The organism is Cellulomonas algicola (assembly GCF_019024305.1).
Lineage (GTDB): Bacteria > Actinomycetota > Actinomycetes > Actinomycetales > Cellulomonadaceae > Cellulomonas > Cellulomonas algicola.
In genome coordinates, this window is record NZ_JAHKSJ010000013.1 from 53,206 (window position 1) to 79,971 (window position 26,766).

The 26,766-nt window shown below is 74.1% G+C and carries 25 protein-coding genes; 17 read left to right on the forward strand and 8 right to left on the reverse strand.

What is annotated here, in order from left to right; genetic code table 11:
- Positions 1-29 precede the first annotated feature (29 nt).
- Positions 30-758 carry an EAL domain-containing protein gene (locus KOV94_RS10810; RefSeq protein ID WP_124343139.1) on the reverse strand — a complete coding sequence of 243 codons (729 nt, stop codon included), beginning with the start codon at positions 756-758 and terminating at the stop codon, positions 30-32.
- 208 nt (positions 759-966) lie between these two features.
- Between KOV94_RS10810 and KOV94_RS10815 the strand changes: the two genes are divergently transcribed.
- The gene (locus KOV94_RS10815) at positions 967-1,110 is read left to right on the forward strand and encodes a hypothetical protein (RefSeq protein ID WP_160142892.1); all 144 of its coding nucleotides are present in this window, start codon (positions 967-969) and stop codon (positions 1,108-1,110) included.
- A gap of 135 nt (positions 1,111-1,245) precedes the next feature.
- On the forward strand, positions 1,246-2,568 hold the full coding sequence (locus KOV94_RS10820; protein ID WP_124343140.1) for a helix-turn-helix domain-containing protein: 1,323 nt from the start codon (positions 1,246-1,248) through the stop codon (positions 2,566-2,568).
- Positions 2,569-2,836: 268 nt separating this feature from the next.
- Here KOV94_RS10820 and rpsT read toward each other — a convergent pair whose 3' ends face one another.
- The gene (rpsT, locus tag KOV94_RS10825; RefSeq protein WP_124343141.1) at positions 2,837-3,097 is read right to left on the reverse strand and encodes a 30S ribosomal protein S20; all 261 of its coding nucleotides are present in this window, start codon (positions 3,095-3,097) and stop codon (positions 2,837-2,839) included.
- A 176-nt stretch (positions 3,098-3,273) separates the two neighbouring features.
- A complete protein-coding gene (locus KOV94_RS10830; RefSeq protein WP_308160492.1) occupies positions 3,274-3,816 on the reverse strand; it encodes a type II toxin-antitoxin system PemK/MazF family toxin in 543 nt (180 codons plus the stop codon).
- A gap of 99 nt (positions 3,817-3,915) precedes the next feature.
- Between KOV94_RS10830 and KOV94_RS10835 the strand changes: the two genes are divergently transcribed.
- The 3 genes from KOV94_RS10835 to KOV94_RS10845 are packed head-to-tail and all read left to right on the forward strand — an operon-like array spanning position 3,916 to position 7,264.
- A complete protein-coding gene (locus tag KOV94_RS10835; protein ID WP_124343142.1) occupies positions 3,916-5,502 on the forward strand; it encodes a circularly permuted type 2 ATP-grasp protein in 1,587 nt (528 codons plus the stop codon).
- Positions 5,496-6,425: an alpha-E domain-containing protein gene (locus KOV94_RS10840; protein ID WP_168678246.1), complete on the forward strand. Its 930-nt coding sequence runs from the start codon at positions 5,496-5,498 to the stop codon at positions 6,423-6,425. Before KOV94_RS10835 ends, KOV94_RS10840 begins: the two co-directional genes overlap by 7 nt.
- The gene (locus KOV94_RS10845; RefSeq protein ID WP_162352348.1) at positions 6,425-7,264 is read left to right on the forward strand and encodes a transglutaminase family protein; all 840 of its coding nucleotides are present in this window, start codon (positions 6,425-6,427) and stop codon (positions 7,262-7,264) included. Before KOV94_RS10840 ends, KOV94_RS10845 begins: the two co-directional genes overlap by 1 nt.
- A 117-nt stretch (positions 7,265-7,381) precedes the next feature.
- On the opposite strand, the gene KOV94_RS10850 is transcribed toward KOV94_RS10845, so the two are convergent.
- Positions 7,382-8,086, reverse strand: a complete 705-nt coding sequence (locus tag KOV94_RS10850; protein ID WP_218052033.1) for a maleylpyruvate isomerase family mycothiol-dependent enzyme — start codon at positions 8,084-8,086, stop codon at positions 7,382-7,384.
- Positions 8,087-8,196: 110 nt separating this feature from the next.
- Between KOV94_RS10850 and lepA the strand changes: the two genes are divergently transcribed.
- Genes lepA through hemW form a run of 3 tightly spaced genes read left to right on the forward strand, consistent with a single transcriptional unit; the run spans position 8,197 to position 12,145 of the window.
- The gene (lepA, locus tag KOV94_RS10855) at positions 8,197-10,086 is read left to right on the forward strand and encodes a translation elongation factor 4 (protein WP_269467823.1); all 1,890 of its coding nucleotides are present in this window, start codon (positions 8,197-8,199) and stop codon (positions 10,084-10,086) included.
- A complete protein-coding gene (locus KOV94_RS10860) occupies positions 10,083-10,889 on the forward strand; it encodes an isocitrate lyase/PEP mutase family protein (protein ID WP_124343146.1) in 807 nt (268 codons plus the stop codon). Before lepA ends, KOV94_RS10860 begins: the two co-directional genes overlap by 4 nt.
- Positions 10,889-12,145: a radical SAM family heme chaperone HemW gene (hemW, locus tag KOV94_RS10865; RefSeq protein WP_218052034.1), complete on the forward strand. Its 1,257-nt coding sequence runs from the start codon at positions 10,889-10,891 to the stop codon at positions 12,143-12,145. Before KOV94_RS10860 ends, hemW begins: the two co-directional genes overlap by 1 nt.
- A 105-nt stretch (positions 12,146-12,250) precedes the next feature.
- Here the strand turns inward: hemW and KOV94_RS10870 are convergent, their stop codons facing one another.
- Together KOV94_RS10870 and KOV94_RS10875 are read right to left on the reverse strand one after the other, a co-directional pair.
- Positions 12,251-12,769, reverse strand: a complete 519-nt coding sequence (locus KOV94_RS10870) for a DUF4870 domain-containing protein (protein ID WP_124343148.1) — start codon at positions 12,767-12,769, stop codon at positions 12,251-12,253.
- Positions 12,766-13,146, reverse strand: coding sequence for a DUF4870 domain-containing protein (locus KOV94_RS10875; protein WP_124343149.1), 381 nt, complete (start codon positions 13,144-13,146; stop codon positions 12,766-12,768). Before KOV94_RS10875 ends, KOV94_RS10870 begins: the two co-directional genes overlap by 4 nt.
- A 237-nt stretch (positions 13,147-13,383) precedes the next feature.
- Between KOV94_RS10875 and KOV94_RS10880 the strand changes: the two genes are divergently transcribed.
- Positions 13,384-14,436, forward strand: coding sequence for a hypothetical protein (locus KOV94_RS10880; protein ID WP_218052035.1), 1,053 nt, complete (start codon positions 13,384-13,386; stop codon positions 14,434-14,436).
- 66 nt (positions 14,437-14,502) lie between these two features.
- Here the strand turns inward: KOV94_RS10880 and KOV94_RS10885 are convergent, their stop codons facing one another.
- Complete coding sequence (locus KOV94_RS10885) at positions 14,503-15,360, reverse strand: DUF3097 domain-containing protein (protein ID WP_218052036.1); 858 nt, start codon at positions 15,358-15,360, stop codon at positions 14,503-14,505.
- A 128-nt stretch (positions 15,361-15,488) separates the two neighbouring features.
- Between KOV94_RS10885 and hrcA the strand changes: the two genes are divergently transcribed.
- The 3 genes from hrcA (at position 15,489) to KOV94_RS10900 (ending at position 18,481) form a co-directional block, all read left to right on the forward strand.
- Positions 15,489-16,514, forward strand: a complete 1,026-nt coding sequence (gene hrcA, locus KOV94_RS10890; RefSeq protein ID WP_124341784.1) for a heat-inducible transcriptional repressor HrcA — start codon at positions 15,489-15,491, stop codon at positions 16,512-16,514.
- Between the two features lie 67 nt (positions 16,515-16,581).
- The gene (gene dnaJ, locus KOV94_RS10895; RefSeq protein WP_124341785.1) at positions 16,582-17,709 is read left to right on the forward strand and encodes a molecular chaperone DnaJ; all 1,128 of its coding nucleotides are present in this window, start codon (positions 16,582-16,584) and stop codon (positions 17,707-17,709) included.
- Between the two features lies 1 nt (position 17,710).
- A complete protein-coding gene (locus KOV94_RS10900; protein WP_218052037.1) occupies positions 17,711-18,481 on the forward strand; it encodes a 16S rRNA (uracil(1498)-N(3))-methyltransferase in 771 nt (256 codons plus the stop codon).
- Between the two features lie 6 nt (positions 18,482-18,487).
- Here the strand turns inward: KOV94_RS10900 and ppdK are convergent, their stop codons facing one another.
- Complete coding sequence (ppdK, locus tag KOV94_RS10905; protein ID WP_218052038.1) at positions 18,488-21,196, reverse strand: pyruvate, phosphate dikinase; 2,709 nt, start codon at positions 21,194-21,196, stop codon at positions 18,488-18,490.
- 226 nt (positions 21,197-21,422) lie between these two features.
- Between ppdK and KOV94_RS10910 the strand changes: the two genes are divergently transcribed.
- Genes KOV94_RS10910 through KOV94_RS10930 form a run of 5 tightly spaced genes read left to right on the forward strand, consistent with a single transcriptional unit; the run spans position 21,423 to position 26,710 of the window.
- Positions 21,423-22,430 carry a PhoH family protein gene (locus KOV94_RS10910; RefSeq protein ID WP_124341788.1) on the forward strand — a complete coding sequence of 336 codons (1,008 nt, stop codon included), beginning with the start codon at positions 21,423-21,425 and terminating at the stop codon, positions 22,428-22,430.
- The gene (gene ybeY, locus KOV94_RS10915; protein WP_124341789.1) at positions 22,427-22,879 is read left to right on the forward strand and encodes an rRNA maturation RNase YbeY; all 453 of its coding nucleotides are present in this window, start codon (positions 22,427-22,429) and stop codon (positions 22,877-22,879) included. Before KOV94_RS10910 ends, ybeY begins: the two co-directional genes overlap by 4 nt.
- Complete coding sequence (locus KOV94_RS10920; RefSeq protein WP_124341790.1) at positions 22,876-24,195, forward strand: hemolysin family protein; 1,320 nt, start codon at positions 22,876-22,878, stop codon at positions 24,193-24,195. Before ybeY ends, KOV94_RS10920 begins: the two co-directional genes overlap by 4 nt.
- Positions 24,192-25,106, forward strand: coding sequence for a GTPase Era (gene era / locus KOV94_RS10925; RefSeq protein WP_124341791.1), 915 nt, complete (start codon positions 24,192-24,194; stop codon positions 25,104-25,106). Before KOV94_RS10920 ends, era begins: the two co-directional genes overlap by 4 nt.
- Positions 25,106-26,710: an alpha/beta hydrolase family protein gene (locus tag KOV94_RS10930; protein ID WP_218052039.1), complete on the forward strand. Its 1,605-nt coding sequence runs from the start codon at positions 25,106-25,108 to the stop codon at positions 26,708-26,710. The genes era and KOV94_RS10930 overlap by 1 nt, the downstream gene beginning before the upstream one ends.
- Positions 26,711-26,766 lie beyond the last annotated feature (56 nt).

Sequence of the window (26,766 nt, forward strand, 5' to 3'; positions counted from 1 at the left end):
CAGGCCCTCCGGGCCCGGGAACGCTCCCGTCAGTGGCTGACGGGACGGGCGCCGGCGCGGTCGAGGACGCCGGCCCGCTCGAGCAGGTTGCCCTGGAACAGCGAGAAGCCGAGGTCGCGCGCGTACCGCAGCGTGTCGGCGTTCTCGACGTACTCGGCGACGAGCAGCGCACCGTACGAGCGCGCGAGGTCGACGACGGGGTGGCCCTCGACGTCGAGGTCGCGGACGTCGATCTTCACGAAGTCGGCGTGGGGGAGCAGGCGCCGCTGGTCGGCGTTGCTGACGAACCCGGGGACCGCGATGCGGAACCCCTCCTCCCGCAGGCGACGGACGCCTGCGAGGACGGCGGAGTCGACGTTCACGGTGTCGGTGATCTCGATCACCAGGCGGTCGGGCCGGCGCGGGACGGCGAGGTCGCCGATGAGGTAGGCGCGGGGGCAGCGGACGAACAGGAGGCGTCCGTGCGCGACGTGCTCGAGGTCCGCGCGGCCGAACGTGGCGCCGAGCACGTGGGCCGTCGCCCGCTCGTGCTGGTAGGTGCTCCAGGAGTGCGCGGTCTGCGTGTGCTGACCGGGTGCGCGGTACGACAGCTGGTAGGCGAAGGGCCGGCCGTGGGTCGAGAAGATCCCCTGGCGGGCGACCAGCACGGGCTCGCGGCCGACGCGCCGCTCCCACTCGTCGCGGAGCGAGTCAGGGATCGCAGCCTCGACGGCTGCGGCGAGCCGCGCGATACGCCCGTCGACGTCGTCCGGTGTCATGGCATCTATGACACCACAACTCCCGGCCTGTGAACCGCTCCTCCGCGGGTGGATTTCTGCGGAGGTCGCGCGCAGGCGCACGATCGCGGCGTGCGCGCGCGGAACTTCACCCGCTGTGCTGAATCGGGGGGAACGGGAGACAGCACACCGTCCTGGCCGTCATCATTACGGTGACCACGTCCGTGCATTGCTTGACAGGAGCTTCACCATGCCTCGTCCCCTCTCGTCCGCCCTCGCGATCGTCGCGGTGCTGGCCACGCTCGGTTTCGGCGCCGGTCCGGCCCTCGCCGACGACACCGTCATCACGCCGTTCTCGGGTGGCGCGACCGGGTGCTGCCGCCAGATCGTCTGACCTCTGGACCACCCGGCGAGCGCCCGGGTGTCGACGCCCCGCGGGACGCCTCCCTGACGTCGCGGGACGACACCCGGGCACTCGCCGGGCAGAGGGTGATGCAATCGGCGACCGTCACACATACAATGACTTCCCATGACGACCATTGCTGACCGGGTACGCGAGGCCCGGCTCGCCGCTGGGCTCTCGCAGACGGCGCTCGCCGGGTCGGCCTTCTCGCCCAGCTACATCTCGCTGATCGAGGCCGGGCACCGGGAACCGACCGACTCCGCGCTCGCTGTGCTGGCCTCCAGGCTCGGGACGACCCTCGAGTACCTGCGCCACGGCGAGGACGGACCGAACGAGGCGCGGACCCGCCTCGAGATCGACTACGCACGACTCGACCTCACGCAGGGCGACGCAGCCGGAGCGCTGCGCCGGCTCAAGGCGCTGGACCTCGACGTCGTCACCCCCTCGCTGCGCGTCATGGCGCTCAGCGAGATGGCCCGCGCGCACGAGGCGGTCGGCGAGCTGGAGGAGTCCGTCGCGATCCTCGAGCCGCTCGTCGCCGACGCCCGCGCCCGCCACCACCACGTCGAGGCGGCGACGCTCGCGACGGCGCTCGTGGCGTCCTACCTCGAGGCCGGCGACCTGCACCGCAGCGTCGAGGTCGGCGAGCGCGTGCTCGTGGACCTCGAGGAGGCCGACCTCCTCGGCACCGACGAGCAGCTGCGCCTCGCGTCCACGGTGCTGTGGGCCTACGTCGAGCGGGGTGACCTGCTCTACTCGACGCACCGCGCCGCGGAGCTCATCGCGCTCGCGGAGTCGCAGGGCAGCCCGCGCGGCCGTGGCAGCGTCTACTGGAACGCCGCACTCGTCGCCGAGCAGCGTCGCGACTACGAGCTGGCCCAGCGGTACACCGAGCGCGCGCTCGCGCTGCTCTCGGAGGGCGAGCCGGACCGCGACCTGCCGCGTCTGCGCCTCAACTACGCGTGGCTCCTGCTGCGCTCGGAGCCGGCCCAGCCGCGCGAGGCGCTCGAGCACATCGAGCGCGCCGCGCCCGACCTGGCCGTGCTGGGGTCGGAGATCGAGCTCGCACGCCTCGACGTCGAGCGGTCCCGCGCGCACCTGCTGCTCGGCGACCTCGCGACGGCGGAGTCGTTCGTCAAGGCGGCGCTCGACCGGCTGGGCGACCCGCCGCGCATCGAGACCGCCATCGCCCAGCTGTCGTACGGCGACGTGCTCTACGCGCGCGGCGACAACGACGGTGCCGCGAAGGCGTACCGGTGGGCCGCGGACATGCTCGGCATGATGCAAGCGTCGCGGCAGTCCGCGGCGGCGTGGCGCGACCTCGGCGACCGCTTCCTGCGTCAGGGCGACGCCGCGGCGGCCGCCCAGGCGTTCGACCGCGCGCTGCGCGAGGCAGGCTTCCGGCCCTCCGTCCCTCTCAGCAGCTGGGAGACCTGGTCGCTGACCTGACGGATGCCGGAGACAGGTGAAGGCGTCACCCCGCAGGGGGGGTGACGCCTTCACTTATGCCCGCGGGCGGCCTGCGGCGGAGGATCGCGACGGCGGCGACGCGCAGGCGCGGCACAGCCCGCGGTCGGGTTCCCGGCGACGACGACCGCCACCGCCCGGGCCGACGGCCGCGTTCCCGGCCTCGACGGTCGGGCGTCCGGAGACGACGAAGGCGCCACCCGAGGGTGACGCCTGTCGTGGTGCGAGGGCAGGTGCCCCCGCGAGTGCCTCAGAGCGCGGCGACGGTCTTGGCGAGCGCCGACTTCTTGTTGGCGGCCTGGTTGGCGTGGATGACGCCCTTCGAGACGGCCTTGTCGAGCTTGCGCGAGGCGGCGGCGAGCGCGGTCGACGCGGCCTCCTTGTCGCCACCGGCGACGGCCTCGCGGACGCGACGCACGTGCGTCTTGAGCTCGGACTTGACCGCCTTGTTGCGCAGGCGGGCCTTCTCGTTCGTCTTGATGCGCTTGATCTGGGACTTGATGTTGGCCACGTGAGAACTCTCTGGTGTGTTCGCCGAAGCGATCTGACAGGTCGTAGAGGGCGCGCACAGCTCCGGGACTGGGGCGTGGGGACACCCGCGGAGAGGAGCTGGGCTTGTGCCCGCCGACCCGGGCGGACACGCAACTCACAATCTTAGCAGGTCACCCGGGACCCCCCAGATCCACGTCAGCGCGAGCGACGGGCCTCGGCGGCGGCGCGGGTGACCGCGTCGAAGACGGCCCGGTCGAGGACCGCACCCTCACGGCGCACCGCCGACCGCTCCAGACGGATCACGCGGTCGAGCCGCACCTCGCTGGGCCGGCGCTGCGCGTCCCACGCCCCGGTGCCGACGTCCATCCAGACCCGTCCCCAGCGCGCCCCGTCGGCCGCGTCGCGGTCGTGGTCCTTACTCGTCATGGTGAGGCCGAGCAGCGCGGTGCCGTCGCGTCCGATCAGGAGCACCGGCCGGTCCTTGCCGCGCGCGGGGTCATCCTCGTACGGCACCCACGCCCAGACGACCTCGCCAGGGTCGGGCTCGCCGTCCAGCCGGGGCGTGTACTCGACGCGCGGCCCCGCGGCCGCAGGCGCAGGACCGGACCGCCCGCGCGGCTTCGGCCGGGCGTCACCCGCGATCCCGCCCGGCGTGGACGGGACGCTCGGGCGGTGCCGGCCCGGGAGCAGCGCACCGAGCCGGCGGAGGGCGGACCCGAGGCGGCGGGAGGTCGTCACGGGCCCGACGGTACCGGCTCGTCGGCCGTTCGTCCGGGGCCCCGGGAGGCGCCGGCGCACGTAACGCGACGTTGACACGGGAGGGCTACTGTCGCGCCCATGGCGGACCTCTTCGACGACTACCCGACGGGGGCGGCCTGGGACGAGATGATCGACCCCGAGACCGGTGGCTCCCGCGCGGCGTACCGGCACCTGCACGCGGCGCTCGCCCAGCTCTCGGCCGGTGAGCTGCGGGGACGCGCGGACACGCTCGCGCGGTCGTACCTGGCGCAGGGCGTGACGTTCGACTTCGCGGGCGAGGAGCGGCCCTTCCCGCTCGACGTCGTCCCGCGGGTCGTCGCCGGCGAGGAGTGGGAGCACGTCGCGCCGGGCGTCGCGCAGCGCGTGCGGGCGCTCGAGGCGTTCCTCGCCGACGTGTACGGTCCGCAGCGCGCCATCGCCGACGGCGTCGTGCCGCGGTCGGTCGTCGTGTCGTCCGAGCACTTCCACCGGGCCGCGCGGGGGATCCAGCCGCCCAACGGCGTGCGCGTGCACGTCTCGGGGATCGACCTGGTCCGCGACGGGCAGGGCGACTGGCGGGTGCTCGAGGACAACGTCCGCGTACCGAGCGGCGTGAGCTACGTGCTGTCGAACCGGCGCGCGATGGCGCAGACGTTCCCCGAGCTGTTCGCGGCGCTGCGGATCCGCCCGGTCGTCGACTACCCGCGGCGGCTGCTCGCGGCGCTCACGGCCGCGGCGCCCGCCGGTGTCGACGACCCGACGGTCGTCGTCCTCACGCCCGGCGTCTTCAACTCCGCGTACTTCGAGCACGCGCTGCTCGCGCGGACCATGGGGGTCGAGCTCGTCGAGGGGCGCGACCTGTTCTGCGCGGCCGGCCGCGTCTGGATGCGGACGACGCAGGGGCGTCGCCGCGTCGACGTCATCTACCGACGGGTCGACGACGAGTTCCTCGACCCGGTGTCGTTCCGGTCGGACTCGCTGCTCGGCAGCCCGGGCCTCATGACGTGCGCGCGCAACGGCACGGTCACGCTCGCGAACGCGGTCGGCAACGGCGTCGCCGACGACAAGCTCGTCTACACCTACGTGCCCGACCTCATCCGCTACTACCTGGGCGAGGAGCCCGTGCTGCCGAACGTCGACACGTGGCGGCTCGAGGACCCGGGCGCGCTCGAGGAGGTGCTCGACCGACTCGACGAGCTCGTCGTGAAGCCCGTCGCGGGCTCGGGCGGCAAGGGGCTCGTCGTGGGGCCGGCCGCGAGCCGGGCGGAGCTGGCCGAGCTGCGGACGCGGCTGGTCGAGGACCCGCGCGGCTGGATCGCGCAGCCCGTCGTGCAGCTGTCGACGATCCCGACGCTCGTCGAGGACGGCCTGCGACCCCGGCACACGGACCTGCGCCCGTTCGCGGTGAACGACGGCGACGCGGTCTGGGTGCTGCCCGGCGGCCTCACGCGGGTCGCGCTGCCCGAGGGGCAGCTCGTCGTGAACTCGTCGCAGGGCGGCGGGTCGAAGGACACGTGGGTGCTGGGCGGGGCCGTCCCCCGTCGCGCGCCGCAGGCGTCGTCCGGCCTGCCGCAACCGGTGCCGCTCGACGCGGCCGTGCCGATCGACGCCAACCCGAGCGACGTGCGCGTGCAGGTCATGCAGCAGCAGCAGTCGCGGACCGTCGACGGAGGTGCCTCGTGCTGAGCCGCATCGCCGAGTCGCTGTTCTGGATCGGCCGGTACGTCGAGCGCGCCGACGACACCGCGCGCCTGCTCGACGTGCACGTGCAGATCCTGCTCGAGGACCCGTGGGCGGAGGAGGACCTCGCGTGTCGGTCCCTGCTGTCCGTCATGGACCGCACCGCGCCGCCGCCGCACGTCGAGGTCGGCCGCGAGCACGTGCTCGACGTGCTGGCCTACGACCGGTTCGCGCCCTCGGCGATCGCGGGATCGCTCGTCGCCGCCCGCGAGAACGCGCGACGTGCGCGCGAGATCATCTCGACCGAGCTGTGGGAGTGCCTCAACACGACGTGGAACCAGCTGCCGTCGCACATGCGGCCCGCGCGGCCGCACGACTACTTCACCTGGGTCCGCGAGAGGGCGGCGGTCGTCGCCGGGATCATGGACTCCGCGACGTCCCGCGACGAGACGTGGGCGTTCATGGTGCTCGGGAGGTCGATCGAGCGCGCCGACATGACGGCCCGGCTGCTCACGACGCGCGCGCTCGCGGGGTCCGCCGGCCCGAGCTGGACGACGCTGCTGCGGTCGTGCGGCGCGCACGAGGCGTTCTTGCGGACCTACCGCGGCACGGCGTCCGACGAGCGCGCGGCCGGGTTCCTGCTGCTCGACCGGTTGTTCCCGCGGTCCATCGTCTTCGCGCTCAACCAGGCGGAGGAGTGCCTCGCGGCGCTCGAGCCCGTGACCGACCGGGCGACGGTCGACGAGGCGCGGCGCCACATCGGGTACGTCCGGACGAACCTCGAGTACCGGCCGCTGGTCGACGTGCTCGACGCGCTGCCGAAGGAGATGGAGCAGGTGCAGCGGGCGTGCTCGGCGGCGTCGGACGCGATCCGCGGTCGCTACTTCCCGTCGGGCGCGGCGACGACGTGGGTCGGGGAGGCGCTCTAGTGGCCAGGCTGAGGGTGGTCCACACGTCGACGTTCCGGTACGCCGGGCCGGTCGCGGCGTCGTACAACGAGGCGCGCATGACGCCGCTGTCGCAGGTCGGGCAGACGGTCGTCGAGACGCGCCTCGAGGTGAAGCCGCACACGTGGTGGCACGAGTACCGGGACTACTGGGGCAGCGCGGTCACGGCGTTCGAGGTGCTCGCGCCGCACGAGTCGCTCGTCATCACCGCGGAGCACCTGGTCGACGTCGCTGAGCGCGTGCCGGGACGCGCGCCGGTCGGCTGGGACGTGCTCCGCGGCCCCGAGCTGCGCGACCGGCTCGCGGAGTTCCTCGCGGACACGCCGACGACCGAGCCGCCCGACGAGGTCGTCGCGCTGGCGCACGAGGCCGCGGACGGGCTCGAGCCGGCGCAGGCCGCCGAGGCGGTGTGCCGCGCACTGCGCGACCGCGTCGACTACATCCCGGGCGCGACGACGGTGCACACCCCGGCGACGGAGGCGTGGGCCGCGGGCGCGGGGGTGTGCCAGGACATCGCGCACCTCGCCGTCGGGGCGCTGCGCGGCATCGGCATCCCCGCGCGGTACGTGTCGGGGTACCTGCACCCCCGGTTCGACGCGCCCGTCGGGGAGACGGTGAGCGGCGAGTCGCACGCGTGGGTCGAGTGGTGGACGGGCGAGTGGACGGCGTACGACCCGACCAACCGCGTGCCGGTGGGGGAGCACCACGTGGTGCTCGCCCGCGGGCGCTCGTACGACGACGTCGCGCCGCTGCGCGGGATCTACGCGGGGGCGGGCACGCAGGAGCTCGCGGTCGAGGTGCGGATCACGCGCGAGGCGTAGCGAGGTTGCCCGACGGTCGTCGCGGAGTGCCGTCGCGTCCCGGGCACGGACCGAGCCGGTGCGCGGCCCGGTCCGCGGCCGGCGTCGGGGCTTGGCGCGTCTCGGGGCCCCAGCGCGTCAGGGCGTGAGCCGGCGGCCGAGCGCGTCGTCGAGCGCGGCGCGGTCGCCGTCGACCAGGAGCCCGTCGTCGTCGGGGGAGCGTCGGCCCCACCCGAGCAGCGCGAGGTCCTGCGCCCCTGCCGTGACCGTCACGGCGGGCTCGCCGTCGCCGCCGAGCAGCCACGTGCGGCCGGCGTCCGTCGCGACGAGCGCGACGGGGGCGGGCAGCGGCTCCATGCGCCCGAGCGCTTCCTGGCGCGGCTGCATGACCGTCACGACCTCGTCGACGGTGTCGGCCCAGACCTCGGCGTCGACGTCGAGCGGGAGCCCGCCCGCGGTGCGCAGGTCCCACAGGTGCACGAGCGTCTCGTGGAGCTGGCGGCGGTGCCAGAACGACGCCGGCCCGGGACCGACGAGCGTGCTCGCGGTGGCGTCGGGCCCGAGCGCCGTGAGGGTCTCCCGGAGCTCGGCCGCGCACGTCGCGTAGAGGTCGACGAGGTCGAAAGGCCCGCGGCCGAGCGGCGTCTCGCGGCGACGGCTCGCCTGGCACGCGGCCCAGTGGTGGATCCGCGCGAGGTGGACGACGAGGTCGCGCACGCGCCAGCGCCCGCACCACGGCACGCGGGTCGTCGGGTCGACCTGCGGGATCGTCGTGAGGAACTCGTCCTGCAGGGCACCGAGGAGCCGCAGGTGGTCGAGCGAGGCGGCCACGTCCGTCGTCATGGGACCATGGTGGCGTCGACCGCTCACGCACCGTGAGGTGCGGAGCCGTCACCGACCGTCCGTCGGGCGCCACGCTGCGCCCCCCGCACCGAAACCGGGAGCCGTCCGCGTTGTCCCCGATCCCGAGCGCCGCCGCCACGTCGCGCATCCGCCCCGCGGCCACCGCGCCCGAGCTGCTGCGCAACTTCTGCATCATCGCGCACATCGACCACGGCAAGTCGACGCTGGCCGACCGCATGCTGCAGCTCACGGGCGTGGTCGACGCGCGCGCGATGCGGGCGCAGTACCTCGACCGCATGGACATCGAGCGCGAGCGCGGCATCACGATCAAGTCGCAGGCCGTGCGCATGCCGTGGGGCGTGGGCGACCAGGCGTACGCGCTCAACATGATCGACACGCCCGGGCACGTCGACTTCACGTACGAGGTGTCGCGGTCGCTCGCGGCGTGCGAGGGCGCGGTCCTGCTGGTCGACGCGGCCCAGGGCATCGAGGCGCAGACGCTCGCCAACCTGTACCTGGCCCTCGAGAACGACCTCCAGATCATCCCGGTGCTCAACAAGATCGACCTGCCGGCGGCGCAGCCGGAGAAGTACGCGGAGGAGCTCGCGGGCCTCATCGGCGGTGACCCCGCGGACTGCCTCAAGGTGTCCGGCAAGACGGGCGAGGGCGTCGAGGCGCTCCTGGACCGGATCGTCGAGCTCGTCCCCGCGCCCGTGGGCGACGCCGACAAGCCGGCGCGCGCGATGATCTTCGACTCGGTGTACGACACGTACCGCGGCGTCGTGACGTACGTCCGGGTCGTCGACGGCAACCTCAACCCGCGCGAGCGCATCGCGATGATGTCGACCAAGGCGACGCACGAGCTGCTCGAGATCGGCGTCATCTCGCCCGAGCCCGTCCCGACGCAGGGTCTGGGCGTCGGCGAGGTCGGCTACCTCATCACGGGCGTGAAGGACGTGCGCCAGTCGAAGGTCGGCGACACCGTCACGAACGCGAGCAAGCCCGCGGGCGAGGCGCTCGGCGGCTACTCGGACCCCAAGCCCATGGTCTTCTCGGGGCTGTACCCGATCGACGGGTCGGACTACCCGGCGCTGCGCGACGCGCTCGACAAGCTCAAGCTCAACGACGCCGCGCTCAACTACGAGCCCGAGACGTCGGTCGCGCTGGGCTTCGGCTTCCGCGTCGGCTTCCTCGGCCTGCTGCACCTCGAGATCGTGCGCGAGCGCCTGGAGCGGGAGTTCGACCTCGACCTCATCTCGACCGCGCCGAACGTCGTCTACGACGTCGACCTGGAGGACCGCACGACGGTCCGCGTGACGAACCCGAGCGAGTTCCCGGGCGGCAAGATCGGCGCGGTGCACGAGCCGATCGTCAAGGCGACGATCCTCGCGCCCAGCGAGTTCATCGGCGCGATCATGGAGCTCTGCCAGGGCAAGCGCGGCGACCTCCAGGGGATGGACTACCTGTCCGAGGACCGCGTCGAGATGCGCTACATCCTCCCCATGGCCGAGATCGTGTTCGACTTCTTCGACCAGCTGAAGTCCCGCACGCGCGGCTACGCGAGCCTCGACTACGAGCCCATCGGCGAGCAGACGGCCGACCTCGTCAAGGTCGACATCCTGCTGCAGGGTGAGACCGTCGACGCGTTCAGCGCCATCGTGCACAAGGACAAGGCCTACGCGTACGGCGTCATGATGGCGACCAAGCTCAAGGACCTCATCCCGCGCCAGCAGTTCGAGGTGCCGATCCAGGCCGCCATCGGCTCGCGGATCATCGCGCGCGAGACGATCCGCGCGATCCGCAAGGACGTCCTCGCGAAGTGCTACGGCGGCGACATCACCCGCAAGCGCAAGCTGCTCGAGAAGCAGAAGGAGGGCAAGAAGCGCATGAAGACCATCGGCCGGGTCGACGTGCCGCAGGAGGCCTTCATCGCCGCGCTGTCGTCCGACGCGGCAGGCTCGAGCGGCGGCAAGGACGCGAAGGACGCGAAGAAGAAGTGACCGACGCCGCCCGTCGTCGCCGCCGGTTCGCCGAGCTGCACGCCGGCCCGGCGACGTTCCTGCTGCCGAACCCGTGGGACGTCGGGTCGGCGCGGCTGCTCGTGCACGAGGGCTTCGAGGCGCTCGCGACGACGAGCTCGGGCCTCGCGTGGTCGCTCGGTACCGAGGACCAGCAGGTCACGCGCGACCAGCTGCTCGCGCACGTGCGGACCCTCGTCGCGGCCGTCGACGTGCCCGTGCAGGTCGACGCCGAGCGTGGCTACGCCGACGACCCGACCGGCGTGGCGGAGACCGTCGCGCTCCTGCACGACGCGGGTGCCGCAGGCTGCTCGATCGAGGACTACGACCCGGCCGCGGGCGCCGTCGAGCCGCTCGAGATCGCCGTCGCCCGCGTGGCCGCTGCTGCGGACGCCGCCCACCGCGCCGGGGACCCGATGGTCGTCACGGCACGCTGCGAGAACCATCTGTACGGCGTCGACGACCTCGACGACACCGTGACGCGGCTGCGCGCCTACGCCGCCGCGGGCGCCGACTGCGTCTACGCGCCCGGGCTCACGACCGTCGAGCAGATCCGCACCGTCGTGACCGCGGTCGACGTGCCGGTCAACGTCCTCGCGTGGCCCGACGGCCCGACGGTCGCCGAGATCGCCGCCGCGGGTGCGCGCCGGGTGTCCGTCGGCGGGGCGCTCGCGTCCGCCGCCTACGGCGCGCTCGTCGCCGCCGCGCGCGAGCTGCGTACGGACGGCACCACCACGTTCCGTCGGCGCGGCCTCACGTCCGCCGACCGTGAGGCGTTCCGCTGATGGCCCCCGCGCTGCCCGACGGCGACGCCGCCCCCGACGACGGCGCCCTGCCCGCCTCCGTCGTCGCCGGGGCCGAGAGGCGCGCGTTCGGCGTCTACCTGCACGTCCCGTTCTGCACCGTGCGCTGCGGGTACTGCGACTTCAACACCTACACCGCGACCGAGCTCGGGGGAGGCGCCAGCCAGTCGTCGTACGCGTCGACGGCCCTCGCCGAGATCGACCTCGCCGGGCGCGTGCTCGCCGCAGCCGGCCTGCCCGCACGGCCCGTCTCGACGGTGTTCGTCGGCGGCGGGACGCCCACCGTGCTCCCCGTCGACGACCTCGCGCGTCTGCTGGGCGGTGTCCGCGACACGTGGGGCCTCGCGTTGGACGTCGAGGTGACGACCGAGGCCAACCCCGACTCCGTGACACCGGAGTCGTTGGCCGCGCTCGCGGCGGCCGGCTTCACGCGTGTCTCGTTCGGCATGCAGTCCGCGGTGCCGCACGTCCTCGCGACGCTCGACCGCACGCACGACCCGCGCCGCATCCCCGACGTCGTCCGCTGGGCCCGCGACGCCGGCCTCGCGGTCTCGCTCGACCTCATCTACGGCACGCCCGGCGAGTCCCTCGACGACTGGCGCGCGAGCGTCGAGACGGCCCTCGCGACCGGCGTCGACCACGTGTCCGCGTACGCGCTCGTCGTCGAGGAGGGCACGCGCATGGCCGTCCAGGTCCGCCGCGGCGACCTCCCGCCGACGGACCCCGACGACCAGGCCGCGAAGTACGAGCTCGCGGACGACCTGCTCGCCGCGGCGGGGCTCGGCTGGTACGAGGTCAGCAACTGGGCCCGCACGCCCGCCGACGCGTGCCGGCACAACCTCGCGTACTGGCGCGGCGACGACTGGTGGGGGATCGGTCCGGGGGCGCACAGCCACGTCGGGGGCGTGCGCTGGTGGAACGTCAAGCACCCGCGGGCGTACGCCGACCGGCTGGCCCGTGGGCTGAGCCCCGCGGCGGGACGCGAGACCGTCGACGGGGAGTCGGCGGCTCTCGAGCGCCTCATGCTCGGTGTCCGCACGGCCGAGGGCCTGCCGATCGCGGACCTCCCGGCCGGCGCGCGCCGCGAGGTCGCGGGCCTCGTCGCCGACGGCCTCGTCGACGGTCGCGCCGCGCTCGCCCGACCTGCCGCGGGGTCGTCGACGCCCGGCGGGCGGATCGTCCTGACGCGTCGTGGGCGCCTCCTGGCTGACGCCGTGGTGCGGACGCTCGCCGCCTGACCAGCGACGCGTCGCCGCGGCGACGGCCGTCGTCGCCCGTCGCCCGACGCGACGAGGGCGCCACCCGTGGACCGGGTGACGCCCTCGTCGTGAGGTGCTGCGGTGTCAGCTGACCATGCGGATGGTCATCGGGTACCGGTACCACTCCCAGCGGCTCGTGGCGACGGCGGCCAGGATGCCGAAGACGAGCTGCACGACCCACACGGCGAGGATGAGCAGCACGCCGATGCCGATCACGCTGAGGATGCCGCCGACCACGTACGCGATGAGGAGCGTGAGCTGGAAGTTCAGCGACTCCTTCGCGTGGTGCTCGAGGAACGGGCCGCGGCCGCGGAACACGAGCCAGATGACCAGCGGGGCGATGAAGCCCACGCCGACCAGCGGCAGGAGGTGGCCGACGATCGCCCACGTCTTCTCGTCGTCCGGCCGCAGGGGCGCCGCGGGCTGCGCGTAGCCGGCCGGGGAGCCCTGCGGGGCGCCGGTGTAGGGCTGCTGGGCGCCGTACTGCGCGCCGTAGGGCTGCTGCGCACCGTACGGCTGGCCGGCGGGGTCACCCGCGGGCTGGCCGGGGGTGGCGTTCGGGTCGGGCTGCTTGGCCCACGGGTCGGGCTGCGGGGTGGTCATCGCACGAGCTCCAGCGAGAAGGGGTAACGGTACGAGCCGCCCTTGTTGACGGCTACGGCTGCGAGGATCGACAGGACGAGGCTGATGATGCCGATGCCGATGATCGCGATCCAGCCGATCACTCCGATGGCGGGCAGGTTCTCGACGATCTTGGCGACGACGAGACCCACCAGCAGCGTGAGCTGGAAGTTGAGGGCGACGCGGGCCTGCTCGGCCGCCTGGCCGCCGCGCTCGCGGTGCACGAGCCAGATGACGAGCGCCGGGACCCACCCGATGAAGAAGTAGGCGAGGATCCCGCCCAGGTGCGCGAGGGTCGCCCACGTGCGGGTCTGGTCCGCGCCGGACGGGTGGTGGGCGGGCTGCTGCTGGTACGACATCGCGCTCCTCGTGCAGGGGCCGACCGGCGCGGGGCCGGCCGGGACGGGGCGGGCCTGGTGGCCGCGTGCCTCCCCACGTCAGGGGCGGGGAAGGCAGCGCGAGCCTACCGACCCGGGGGGACGCGCGCCCAGGTTCACCCGGAGGTGAGATGTCCGGTACGCGTGGTTCCTTGACACGCCGTGCGCCGCGCCGATTCGATCCGACTGGGCGACTCGGCCCGCGACAGGAGGCGACGCATGAGCGAGAACCCCGGCGGAGAGCGCCGCGACGACGACCAGCGGCCCGACGTGCCGCTCGACAAACCCACGCCCGCGCAGCCCGACGCGCCGCCGCCCGCCGGCGGCACGTACCCGCCGCCGCCCGCCCCGGCGCCCGGTGCCTACCCGCCGCCGCCCGCCCCCGGCGGCTACCCGCCGCCGCCCGCCCCCGCGCCCGGCAGCTACCCGCCGCCGCCCGCCGCGCAGGGCTCCTACCCGCCCCCGCCGTCCGGGGGGCCCGGGTACGGCCAGACGCCCCCGCCGGGCGGCTACCCGCCGCCGTCGACCGGCTACCCGCCCGCGGGCTACCCGGCACAGGCCGGCTACGGGGCGCCGTCGGCCACCGCGCCCATCGGCGAGTCGCTCCAGTACGGCTGGCAGAAGTTCACGACGAACGGCGGCGTCTTCGTCGCGGCCACCCTGATCTGGCTGGCGATCGCGGCGGTCGTCGTCTTCCTCGTGACCCTCGTGTTCGGCGGGCTGTCGGCGCTCGCGGACCCCGACGGCGACGGTGTGTCGAACGGGATGGGGCTGGGCTTCTCGTTCGGCTTCGTCGTCATCTACACCGTCGCGTGGCTGGTGGCGTACCTCGTCCAGGCCGCGTTCGTGCGCGTGTCGCTCAACCTCACGTACGGCCGCCCGGTCGCGCTCGGCGACTTCTTCCGGTTCGAGAACTCGGGCCCGGTGGTCCTGACGGCGCTGCTGCTCGCCGCGGTCAACCTGGTCGTGGGGCTCGTCGTGTGGATCCCGGTGGTCGGCTGGCTGGTGAGCGTCGCCGCGAACCTCCTGGTGCTGTTCACGCTGTGGTTCGTCATCGACAAGCAGCTGAGCCCGGTCGACGCGCTGCAGTCGAGCATCCGCCTCGTCACCTCGAACCTCGCGACGACGATCCTGTTCTACCTGGTGGGCGGCGCGATCATCTGGGCGGGCGCGATCCTCTGCGGCGTCGGCCTGCTGGTCGCCGTCCCCGTCGTGCTCGTCGCGACGTCGTACCTGTACCGCCGCCTGCTCGGCGAGCCGATCGCGCCCTGATCGCGCCATGACCGCGCGCCACGAGCGTGCGACGCCTCGCCCGGGACCGCGCCGGGCGGGGCGCCGTCATGCCGTGACGAAGTCGATGAGCTCCTCCACCCGGCCGAGCAGGCTCGGCTCGAGGTCGGCGTAGGTGCGGACGGTCCCGAGGATCCGCTTCCACGCGTGCGCGACGTCGGCCTGGTCCGCGACGGGCCAGCCGAGCTCGCGCAGGATGCCGTGCTTCCACTCGGTGCCGCGCTCGATCGTCGGCCAGCGCTCGAGCCCGAGGCGCTGCGGGCGGACGGCCTGCCACACGTCGACGTACGGGTGCCCGAGGACGAGCACGGTCCCGGCGGGCGCGGACCGCGTGACCTCCGCGGCGATCCGGCTCTCCTTGGACCCGGGCACCAGGTGGTCGACCAGCACGCCGAGGCGGCGTCCGGGGCCGGGCGCGAACGCGCGCACCGCGTCGGGCAGGTGGTCGACGCCGTCGAGCAGCTCGACGACGACGCCCTCGAGGCGCAAGTCGTCGCCCCACACCTTCTCGACGAGCTCGGCGTCGTGCTTGCCCTCGACCCAGATGCGGCTGCCGCGCGCGACGCGGGCCTGCGCGCCGCGCACCGCGCGCGACCCGGAGGCGGTCCGGGTCGGGGCGGCCGGTGCGCTCGCGCGGACCGGGGCGGTGAGCGCGACGGGCTCGCCGTCGACCCAGAACCCCGGTCCCAGCGGGAACGTGCGCGACCGGCCGCGCCGGTCCTCGAGGACGACGACGTGCATGCCGCCCGACTTCTCGACGCGGACGACCGCACCGACCCACCCCGTCGTCACCTCCTCGACCACGAGGCCGACGTCGGCGGCCTGCGGCCGTGACGTGCGGGCCGGGCGGTGGTGGGAGGAGCCGGAGCCCCCGAGCACGTCCGAGCCGTAGCGGTCCTGAGTCACGCGCGGCACTCTAGGGCGCCGGTGCACGCGCCGTCGGCACGTCGGGGGCGCGGCGTAGGATTGGCACTCGTGCACGGCGAGTGCTACCCGTGGCCGCATGGCCCGGGACCGACGCGGGGGAGGCGAGAGTGAGCGAGGACCGTCGGCTGGACGTGCTGCGCGCGATCGTCGAGGACTACGTCGCGACGCGTGAGCCGGTCGGGTCGCGCGCGCTCGTCGAGCGGCACGCGCTGGGCGTGTCGCCCGCGACGATCCGCAACGACATGGCGGCGCTCGAGGACGCCGGGTACATCGCGCAGCCGCACACGTCGGCCGGACGCGTCCCGACGGACAAGGGCTACCGCCTGTTCGTGGACCGGCTCACGACGGTCAAGCCGATGTCCGCGGCCGAGCGGCGCGCGATCGGCGAGTTCCTCGACCACGCGGTGGACCTCGACGACGTCGTCGACCGCGCGGTGCGACTCATCGCGCAGCTCACCGGGCAGGTCGCGGTCGTGCAGTACCCGTCGCTGCGGCGCTCGGCGCTGCGGCACGTCGAGCTCGTCACCGTCGGCGCCCGGCACCTGCTCGTCGTCCTCATCACGGACACGGGCCGCGTCGAGCAGCGCACGCTCGAGCAGGACCACGACGTCGACGAGGCCGTCGTGGCGCAGCTGCGCGCCCGCCTCAACGTGGCCGCGACCGGTCGCCGTCTGTCGGAGCTCCCCGACGCGTTCCGCGAGCTGCACGACGCGTTCGCGCCGCAGGACGCGCCGCTGGTGCGTCAGGTCGTCGCGCTGGTCGAGGAGACGCTGGCGCAGGAGAGCGAGGAGCGCGTCGTGCTGGCCGGCACCGCGAACCTCGCCCGCGGCGGCGGCGTCGACTTCGCGCACTCGATCGGCCCGGTGCTCGAGGCGCTCGAGGAGCAGGTCGTCCTGCTGCGCCTGCTGTCCGAGATGGCCGAGGACCAGGCCGCGGTCAGCATGCGGATCGGGCGCGAGACGCAGCACGACGGCCTGCTGGAGACGAGCTTCGTCACGACGGGCTACGGCGACGAGAGCGGTGCGGTCGTCGCCCGCGTCGGCTCGCTCGGCCCGTTGCGCATGGACTACCCCGGGACGATGACCGCCGTGCGCGCCGTCGCCCGCTACCTGACCCGCATCCTCGCCGGATGAGCCCGCTGCGGCGTCCCCGGCCCGTCCCCACCGCGTGCCTGAGCACAGGAAGCGAGCGCACCCTCACGTGACCGACTACTACGAGATCCTCGGCGTCCCGCGCGACGCGTCGCCGGAGCAGATCAAGAAGGCGTACCGGAAGCTCGCGCGCGAGCACCACCCCGACGTCGCCGGCAGCGACTCCGCGTCCGAGGAGCGCTTCAAGGACGTCTCCCGCGCGTACGACGTGCTGTCCAACCCCGAGAAGCGCCGCGCGTACGACCTCGGTGCCGACCCGGCGTCGCCCGGCGGCGGCATGGGCGGCGGCTTCGGCTTCCAGGACATCTTCGAGACGTTCTTCGGCGCGGCCGCGGGTGCGGGCGCGCAGCGCGGACCGATTCCTCGCGCGCGTCGCGGCCAGGACGCGCTCGTGCGCCTCGACCTCGACCTCACCGAGGTGACGTTCGGAGCGCACAAGGAGGTGCCGGTCGACACGGCCGTGCTGTGCCCGACGTGCGGCGGCTCGTGCTGCCGTCCCGGCACGTCGCCGCGCACGTGCGAGGTCTGCCACGGCCGCGGGTCGGTGCAGCGCGTCGCGCGGTCGTTCCTCGGCCAGGTCATGACGACGCAGCCGTGCGCCGCGTGCCACGGGTTCGGCACGGTCATCCCCGAGCCGTGCCCCGAGTGCTCGGGCGAGGGCCGGGTGCGGTCGCGCCGCACGCTCGGCGTCGACGTGCCCGCGGGCGTCGACACGGGCACGCGCATCAAGCTCACGGGACAGGGCGAGGTCGGCCCGGGCGGCGGCCCCGCGGGCGACGTCTACCTCGAGGTGCACGAGCGCAAGCACGACACGTTCGTGCGCCGCGGCGACGACCTGCACGCGACGCTTCAGGTGCCGATGACCGCGGCCGCGCTGGGCACGACGCTGCAGCTCGACACGCTCGACGGCGAGCGCGAGGTCGACCTGCGCCCGGGCACGCAGCCCGCCCAGGTCGTCACGCTCAAGGGTCTCGGCGTCGGCCACCTGCACGCGGGGGGCCGCGGCGACCTGCACGTGCACGTCGAGGTGCAGGTCCCCACCGCGCTCGACGACGAGCAGGTCGAGCTGCTGCGGCGGCTCGCGGTGCTCCGCGGCGAGGAGCGCCCGGAGTCGCGGCTCGCGAGCGCGAGCAGCGGCGTGTTCGCGAAGCTGCGCGACAAGCTCTCGGGCCGCTGAGGTGAGCGCACCCGTCTTCCTCGCGGAGCCGGGGACGCTCGTCGGCGTGGCCGCGGGCGGCGCGTACCTGCTCGACGGCTCCGAGGGCCGGCACGCGGGCGTCGTGCAGCGGCGCGGGCCGGGGGAGCGGGTCGACGTGGTCGACGGCGCCGGGGTGCGGCTGGTCGGCGTGGTCGAGTCCGTCGGCGGCGAGGGGGTCCACCTGCGCGTCGACGACGTCGTCGTCGAGCCCGCCCCCGACGTCGCGCTCGTCCTCGTGCAGGCCCTGGCCAAGGGCGACCGCGACGAGATGGCGATCGAGGCGGCCACCGAGGTCGGCGCCGACGGCGTGCTGCCGTGGCAGGCCGACCGGTCGATCGTCGTCTGGCGCGGCGAGCGCGCCGCCAAGAGCCGCGCGCGCTGGCTCGGGACCGTCCGGGCGGCCGCGAAGCAGTCCCGGCGGGCGCGCGTGCCCGAGGTCGGGACGGCCGTCGACTCGCGCGCGCTCGCGCAGCGGGTGCGGGCGAGCGTCGAGGCCGGCGGCGCCGCGCTCGTGCTGCACGAGGAGGCGGCGCTGCCGATCGCCGACGTGACGCTGCCGGGCGCGGGGACGGCGGCGCGCGAGTGCCTGGTGGTCGTCGGGCCGGAGGGCGGCATCGGCGACGACGAGCTCGCGCGGCTCGTGGACGCGGGCGCGGTCACGGTCCGGCTCGGGCCGCACGTCCTGCGCACGTCGACGGCCGGGCCGGTCGCGCTCGCGCTCCTCGCCCAGCGCCTCGGCCGCTGGTCCTAGCCCTCGTCAGCGCACGTCGGCGACCGTCTCGGCGACCGCCGCGCGGCCCGCCTCGAGGCGCGCGACCGGGACACGGAACGGGGAGCAGGACACGTAGTCGAGGCCCGCGTCGTGGAAGAACCGGATCGACTCCGGGTCGCCGCCGTGCTCGCCGCACACGCCGAGCGTCAGGTCGGGCCGGGCCGCGCGGCCCTGCTCGACGGCGATCTGCACGAGACGCCCGACGCCGAGCGCGTCGATCGTCTCGAACGGCGACACCGTGAGGACGCCGTTGTCGGTGTACTGCGCGAAGAAGGCGCCCTCGACGTCGTCGCGCGAGAACCCCCAGGTGGTCTGCGTGAGGTCGTTGGTGCCGAACGAGAAGAACGCGGCCTCCTGCGCGATCCGGTCGGCGGTGAGCGCGGCGCGGGGCAGCTCGATCATGACGCCGACGGGCAGGTCGAGGTCGACGCCGCGCTCGGCACTGACCGCGGCCATGATCGTGCGGGCCTCGTCCTTGACGAGCCGCAGCTCCTGCACCGATCCGACCAGCGGCACCATGATCTCGGCGCGCGGGTCACCGCCGGCGGCCCGGCGCTCGACGACGGCCTCGCAGACCGCCCGGATCTGCAGCGCGAACAGGCCGGGCACGACGAGGCCGAGCCGGACGCCGCGCAGGCCGAGCATGGGGTTCGCCTCGTGCATGCGGCGGACCGCCGCGAGCAGCCGCTCGTCGGACGCGGCGTCCTCGCCCCGCTCGTGTGCGAGCGCGACGCGCACCGACAGGTCGGTGAGGTCGGGCAGGAACTCGTGCAGCGGCGGGTCGAGCAGGCGGATCGTCGTGGGCAGCCCGTCCATCTCACGCAGGAGCCCGACGAAGTCCTCGCGCTGGAGCGGCAGCAGGGCGTCGAGGGCCGACTGCCGCTCGCCGTCGTCGGACGCGAGCACCACGCGCTCGACGAGGACGCGCCGCTCGCCGAGGAACTGGTGCTCGGTGCGGCACAGCCCGACGCCCTGCGCACCCAGCCGGCGGGCACGTGCGGCGTCGGCTGCGGTGTCGGCGTTCGCGTGCACGTGCAGGCGGCGGACCGTGTCGGCGTGCGTGAGCAGCCGGTCGACGGACCGCACGAGCTCGCGCGTGTCGTCGTCGGGCGCGTGGTCGAGCGCGGCGTCGAGCCCTTCCTCGAGGTACCGGCTGACCGGTGACGGCTCGACGGGCACCTGGCCCAGGAACACCTCGCCCGTGCCGCCGTCGATCGCGAGGGTGTCGCCCTCGCGCACGACGTGCCCGTCGACGCGGAACGAGCGCGTGACGAGGTCGATGTCGACGGCCTCGGCCCCGACCACGCACGCGCGGCCCATGCCGCGCGCGACGACCGCCGCGTGCGACGTCTTGCCGCCGCGCGCGGTGAGCACGCCGACCGCGGCGATCATGCCGCCGAGGTCGTCGGGGTTGGTCTCCCGCCGGACCAGGACGACGTCCTCCCCGAGCGCGGCCCTCTGCTGCGCGGTCGCGGAGTCGAACACGGCCGCACCGACGGCTGCGCCGGGCGACGCGGCCATCCCGCGCGCGAGCAGCGTGCGGTCGTCGGACACCGCGAACTGCGGGAAGAGCAGCTGGGACAGCTGCGCCCCCGAGACCCGCGCGAGCGCCTCGTCGAGCGTGATGAGGTGCTCGTCGACCAGCTGCGTCGCGATGCGGAACGCGGCCGGCGCGGTGCGCTTGCCGACCCGCGTCTGGAGCATCCACAGCTTGCCGCGCTCGATCGTGAACTCGATGTCGCACAGGTCGCGGTAGTGGGTCTCGAGCTGGCGCATGGCGCGGCGCAGGTCCGCGTAGGCACCCGGGTCGCGCTGCGCGAGGTCCTCGAGCGACAGCGTGTTGCGGATCCCGGCCACCACGTCCTCGCCCTGCGCGTTCGCCAGGTAGTCGCCGTAGTTGCCGGTCTTCCCGGTCGCGGGGTCGCGCGTGAACGCGACACCCGTGCCCGACGTCGGGCCGAGGTTGCCGAACACCATCGGCACGACGTTGACGGCCGTGCCGAGGTCGTCGGGGATGCGCTCCTTGCGGCGGTACAGGCGCGCGCGCTCGGTGTTCCACGAGCCGAGCACGGCGACGATCGCGAGGTCGAGCTGCTCGCGCGGGTCCTGCGGGAACGGCGACCCCGTGTGCGTGCGCACGATCTCCTGGAACGTGCCGACGAGCTCGCGCAGCGCGTCGGCGTCGAGGTCCACGTCCGAGGTCACGCCGCGCGCCGCCTTCGCCGCGTCCAGCGCGTCGGAGAACAGCGCGCCGTCGATGTCCAGCACCGTGCGGCCGAACATCTGCACCAGCCGGCGGTAGGAGTCCCACGCGAACCGCTCGTCCCCGCTGAACCGCGCGAGCCCGTGCACGGTCGTGTCGTTGAGCCCGACGTCGAGGACGGTCTCCATCATCCCGGGCATCGAGAACTTGGCCCCCGACCGCACCGACACGAGCAGCGGGTCGTCCGGGTCGCCGAACCGCCGCCCGAGGGTGTCCTCCATCTTGCGCAGCGCCGTGGTGACCTCGACCGCGAGCTCGCGCGGGACCGCGCCCGTGCGCATGAACGCGCGGCACGCCTCGGTCGTGATGGTGAAGCCCGGCGGCACCGGCAGACCCAGGCGGGTCATCTCGGCGAGGTTCGCGCCCTTGCCGCCCAGGAGGTCCTTCTGGTCCTTGTCGCCCTGCGTGAAGTCCCACACGTACGTCGCCACGGCGCACCTCCGCGTGCGGCCGGGCGCCCTCACCCGGCCTCCCACCGGCCAGTCTGTCCCCGTCCACGCCCGCCGCGCAGCACCAAGGTCCCGGGTTGGCCCGCGGGAATGCGCTCGGCGGACGCGCGCACGGCGTCGGTAGACTGGGACGACCACCCGACCGCGTGCGACGCGCCCGACGCGCCCCGCGACCGCCACCGAAGGAGCGCACGGCGCACGCCGACCCATGACGCAGCCCCACACTGATCCCCGCCCGGCCGGTGCGCACGCCCGCGTCGAGCACCGCATCACCGTCCCGGCCGACGTCTCGATGGTCGAGCTGCTGGGCCTGCGCGACGAGGTGCTCCGCGCCATCGAGTCCGGCTTCACCACGGTCGACGTGCACGTCCGGGGCAACGAGGTCACCCTCGCGGGTCCCGCGGGCGACGTCGCCCTCGTGGCGCGCCTGGTCGACGAGCTCGTCGAGATGGCCGCCGCCGGCACGCCGCTCACACCCGACGTCGTGTCCCGCTCCGTCGCGATGCTGGCCGAGGGCTCCACGGCCCGCCCCGCCGACGTCCTGACGTTCAACATCCTCACTGCGCGGGGCCGCACCATCCGGCCGAAGACCGCGGGCCAGAAGGAGTACGTCGACGCGATCGACCGGCACACGGTCACGTTCGGCATCGGCCCCGCCGGCACGGGCAAGACGTACCTCGCGATGGCGAAGGCCGTGCAGGCGCTGCAGGCCCGGCAGGTCAACCGGATCGTGCTCACGCGTCCCGCCGTCGAGGCGGGGGAGCGGCTCGGGTTCCTGCCCGGCACGCTGTCCGAGAAGATCGACCCCTACCTGCGCCCGCTGTACGACGCGCTGCACGACATGGTCGACCCGGAGTCGATCCCGCGGCTCATGGAGGCCGGCACCGTCGAGGTCGCGCCGCTCGCGTACATGCGCGGCCGCACCCTCAACGACTCGTTCATCATCCTCGACGAGGCGCAGAACACGTCCGTCGAGCAGATGAAGATGTTCCTCACGCGCCTCGGGTTCGGGTCCCGCGTCGTCGTCACGGGCGACGTCACGCAGGTCGACCTGCCGTCCGCGACGACGTCGGGCCTGCGGGTCGTCGAGAAGATCCTCGAAGGCGTCGACGACGTGGCGTTCTGCCGCCTGTCGTCCGCCGACGTGGTCCGCCACCGGCTCGTGAGCGACATCATCGACGCGTACGCGCGCTGGGACAGGGACGGCAGCCGATGAGCATCGAGGTCAACAACGAGTCCGGGTTCGACGTCGACGAGGCCGAGTTCGCGGCGCTCGCGCGGTTCGTGCTCGACGCGATGCACGTGCACCCGCAGACCGAGATGTCGATCATGCTCGTCGGCACCGACGTCATGACCGACCTGCACGTCAAGTGGATGGACGAGCCCGGCCCGACCGACGTGCTGTCCTTCCCGATGGACGAGCTGCGCCCCGGCCGCGAGGGCGAGCCGACGCCCGCCGGCCTGCTGGGCGACGTCGTGCTGTGCCCCGAGGTCGCCGCGCAGCAGGCGCGCGCCGCGGGCCACTCCACGGCCGAGGAGCTGCTGCTGCTCACGACGCACGGCATCCTCCACCTGCTGGGCTACGACCACGTCGAGCCGGAGGAGGAGAAGGAGATGTTCGCGCTCCAGCGACGCCTCCTGCTGACGTTCCTGGCCGGTCGATGACCGACGTGCCCGTCGGGCTGCTGGTCGCGCTCGCGGTGCTCGGCATCGCGTTCGCGGCGGCGATGTCGGCGGGTGAGGTCGCGGTCACGCGCGTCTCGCGCGCCACGGTGACCGACCTCGTCGCCGACCAGCACCCGGCCGCCGCGCGTGTGAGGCGTCTCGAGGAGCACGCGTCCCGCGTCGTCGCGGCGGCGTCGTTCGTCCGGCTGCTCGCGGAGATGACCGCGACGGTCTGCCTCACCCTCGTCGTGTCGTCGGGGTCGCTGCCGTGGTGGGCCGTCCTGCTCGTCACCGTCGGGCTCGTCGCCGTCGTGGCGTTCCTGCTCGTGCGCGTCAGCCCGCGCAGCATCGGCCGGTCGCACCCCGTGCGCACGCTGACCGTGCTGTCCCGCCCGCTGCTCGGCATCACGGTCGCGTTCGGCGGCCTCGGGCGCGCCGCGTCGTACGCCGGGCCCGCGCAGGACGAGGAGGAGCTGCGCGAGATGGTGCAGCGCGTGAGCGAGTCCGAGGCGATCGAGGACGAGGAGCGGGAGATGTTCCGCTCGGTGCTCGAGCTCGGCGACACGCTCACGCGCGAGGTCATGGTGCCCCGCACCGACATGGTCGTGACGCACGCCGACACCCCCGTCCACAAGGTGCTCGGGCTGCTGCGCCGGTCCGGCTTCTCGCGCGTGCCCGTCGTCGGCGAGTCGGTGGACGACCTGCGCGGCGTGCTGTACCTCAAGGACGTGGTGCGACGACTGAGGCTCGCGCCCGGGGTCGACGACCCCGACGCCGACGCGCTCCTCGCCGCCCCCGCCGACTCGCTCGCGCGACCCGCGGTGTTCGTGCCCGAGTCCAAGCCCGTCGACGAGCTGCTGCGCGAGCTCCAGGACGGCTCGTCGCACATGGCGATGGTCGTCGACGAGTACGGCGGCATCGCCGGCCTCGTCACCATCGAGGACGCGCTCGAGGAGATCGTCGGCGAGCTCACCGACGAGCACGACCCCACCGCACCCGAGGTCGAGGACCTCGGCGACGGCGTCTACCGGGTGCCCGCACGGCTCGGCCGTGACGAGGTCGGCGAGCTGTTCGGCCTCGACGTCGAGGACGAGGACGTCGACACCGTCGGCGGGCTCCTCGCGAAGGCGCTCGGCAAGGTCCCGCTGCCCGGGTCCGCGGGCGACATCCACGGGCTGCACCTCGTCGCCGAGGAGGCCCAGGGGCGGCGTCGCACGCTGTCCACCGTGCTCGTCAGCCTCGCCACCCCCGACGACCCCCCGACGCACACGCCCGCCGAGGGCGTGCCGACCGACCAGCACGGAGCCGCACGATGACCTTCCGCTCAGGATTCGCCTGCTTCGTCGGCCGGCCCAACGCGGGCAAGTCCACGCTGACCAACGCGCTCGTCGGCCAGAAGGTCGCGATCACCTCGGGCCGTCCGCAGACGACCCGGCACGCCGTGCGCGGCATCGTGCACCGCGACGACGCCCAGCTCGTGCTCGTCGACACCCCGGGCCTCCACCGGCCCCGCACGCTGCTCGGCGAGCGGCTCAACGACCTCGTCAAGGACACGCTCACCGAGGTCGACGTCGTCGGCTTCTGCCTGCCCGCGGACCAGCGCGTGGGGCCGGGGGACCGGTTCATCGCCGACCAGCTCGCGGAGCTCGCGCGCGACGGCCGCGGCACGCCCGTGGTCGCGATCGTCACCAAGGCCGACACGGTCGGCAAGGGCCGCCTCGCGGAGCACCTGATGGCCGTGCAGAACCTCGGCGAGTGGGCCGACATCGTGCCCGTCTCGGCGGTGTCCGGCTACCAGGTGAAGGTCCTCGAGGACGTGCTCGTCGGGCACCTGTCCGAGGGCCCCGCGCTCTACCCCGAGGGCGAGCTCACGGACGAGCCCGACAACGTCATGGTCGCCGAGCTCGTCCGTGAGGCCGCGCTCGAGGGCGTGCGCGACGAGCTGCCGCACTCGCTCGCGGTCGTCGTCGACGAGATCGTGCCCCGCGAGACCACGTCGCCCGACGCGACGCCCATGCTCGACGTGCGCGTGCACCTCTTCGTCGAGCGCGACAGCCAGAAGGCCATCGTCATCGGCAAGGGCGGTGCGCGGCTGCGCGACGTCGGCAGCCAGGCACGACGCGGCATCGAGGCGCTGCTCGGCGCGCGCGTGTTCCTCGACCTGCACGTCAAGGTCGCGAAGGACTGGCAGCGCGACCCCAAGCAGCTCGGGCGGCTGGGCTTCTGATGCTCCGACCCGGGTTCCGCGACCGCCGCACCCTGCCGCACGAGCGGCGGGGCGGTTCGCAGTACCGCGTCGTCGCGAGCACCGTGCTCGGGATCGTCGTGCTCGCCGTGCTCGGTGCCGTCATGGGCCCGCAGTGGGACCCCGTCCCGCTGGCCGACCCGATCGCGGTCGAGACGTCGGACACCGCGATCGGCGACGCCCCGCTGCTGCGGACGTACGACGTCGCGACCAGCACCGTCACCGTCCAGCTCGACGGCGCGACCGTCGAGGCGCAGATCAGCGTCCCCGTCGGCCTCGACGAGCCCGCGCCCGGCGTCGTGTTCGTGCACGGTGCCGGCACCGGCAAGTTCAGCCGGGCGTTCGTCGAGCAGGCGCGCGCGCTCGCCGCGTCGGGCATCGTCGCGATGGTCCCCGACAAGCGGCTCGACACCTACACGACGCGGCACCGCGACTACGTGCAGATGGCCGCCGACTACGAGGCGTCCGTCGAGGTCCTGCGCCGGCACGCCGACGTCGACCCCGACCGTGTCGGCGTCTACGCGGAGAGCGAGGGCGGCTGGATCGCGCCCGTGATGGCCGCGCAGGACCCGCGCCTCGCGTTCGTCGTGCTCGTGTCGTCGCCCGTCGTGCCGCCGCGCGAGCAGGCCGCCTTCGCGGTCGACTCCTACCTGCGCAACACGGGCGTCCCGCACGGCGTGTTCCGCGCGATCCCGCGCGCCGTCGGCATGTCGCTGCCGGGCGGCGGCTTCGAGTACGCCGACTTCGACGTGACGCCCTACCAGCGGCAGATGCGGCAGCCCGTCCTCGTCGTCTACGGCACGGGAGACGCGTCCATGCCGACCGTCCAGGGCGCCGAGCAGATCATCCGCGACACCGCGATCGCCGGGAACGGCGACGTCACCGTCCGCTACTACGAGGGCGCGAACCACGGGATCCGGGTGGACGGCGACGTGTCGCCGGTGTTCCTCGGCGACCTGTCCGGCTGGGTGCTCGGCCTGCCCGCGACCGGCAGCAGCGAGCCGCGCATCGCCGGCGCGCAGCCCGTCCAGACCTACGTCGCCGCACCCGTGCCCGAGCCGTGGTGGCTGCGCGACGGCGACGTCGTGCTCGGCACCGTCGCCGTCGCCGCCGGGCTGATCGTCCTGGCGCCGCTCGCCGTCGGGGGAGCGCGCACCGTCGAGGCCGTGCGCGCGCGCGTGGGTCGCCGGCGCCCGGGCACCGAGGCCGCGAGCCCGGTGCCCGTGGCGGCGCGACCGGCCCGGTTCGGCCCCGGCGTCGCGTCGCGGCTCACCGTGCTGGGCGTCGGCACGGTCGTCACGGTCGTCGCGCTCGTCGTGTACCTCGTCGCGGTCGCCCGGCTCGCGCTCGACTACGAGCGCAACGACTGGGTCGTGCAGGGCGGGTGGCTCCTGGTGCGCCTGCTCGGGGTGGGCGCCGTCGTCGCGGGCGTCGTGCTCGCCCGGCGCGTGCACCGGCTCGGCGTCGCGCACGCGCCCGTCGCCGGCGGCGTGCTGCGCGTCGTCGCGGGGTGGGCGGTCGTCGTCGGGTCGGCCGTGCTTCTTGTCGTCCTGGCCTACTGGGGCGTGTTCCAGCTCGGCATCTGACCGCTCGTCGGTCCTCGTTTGTGTGGGACCGGCCCTGGTGAGGCACCATATGCGCG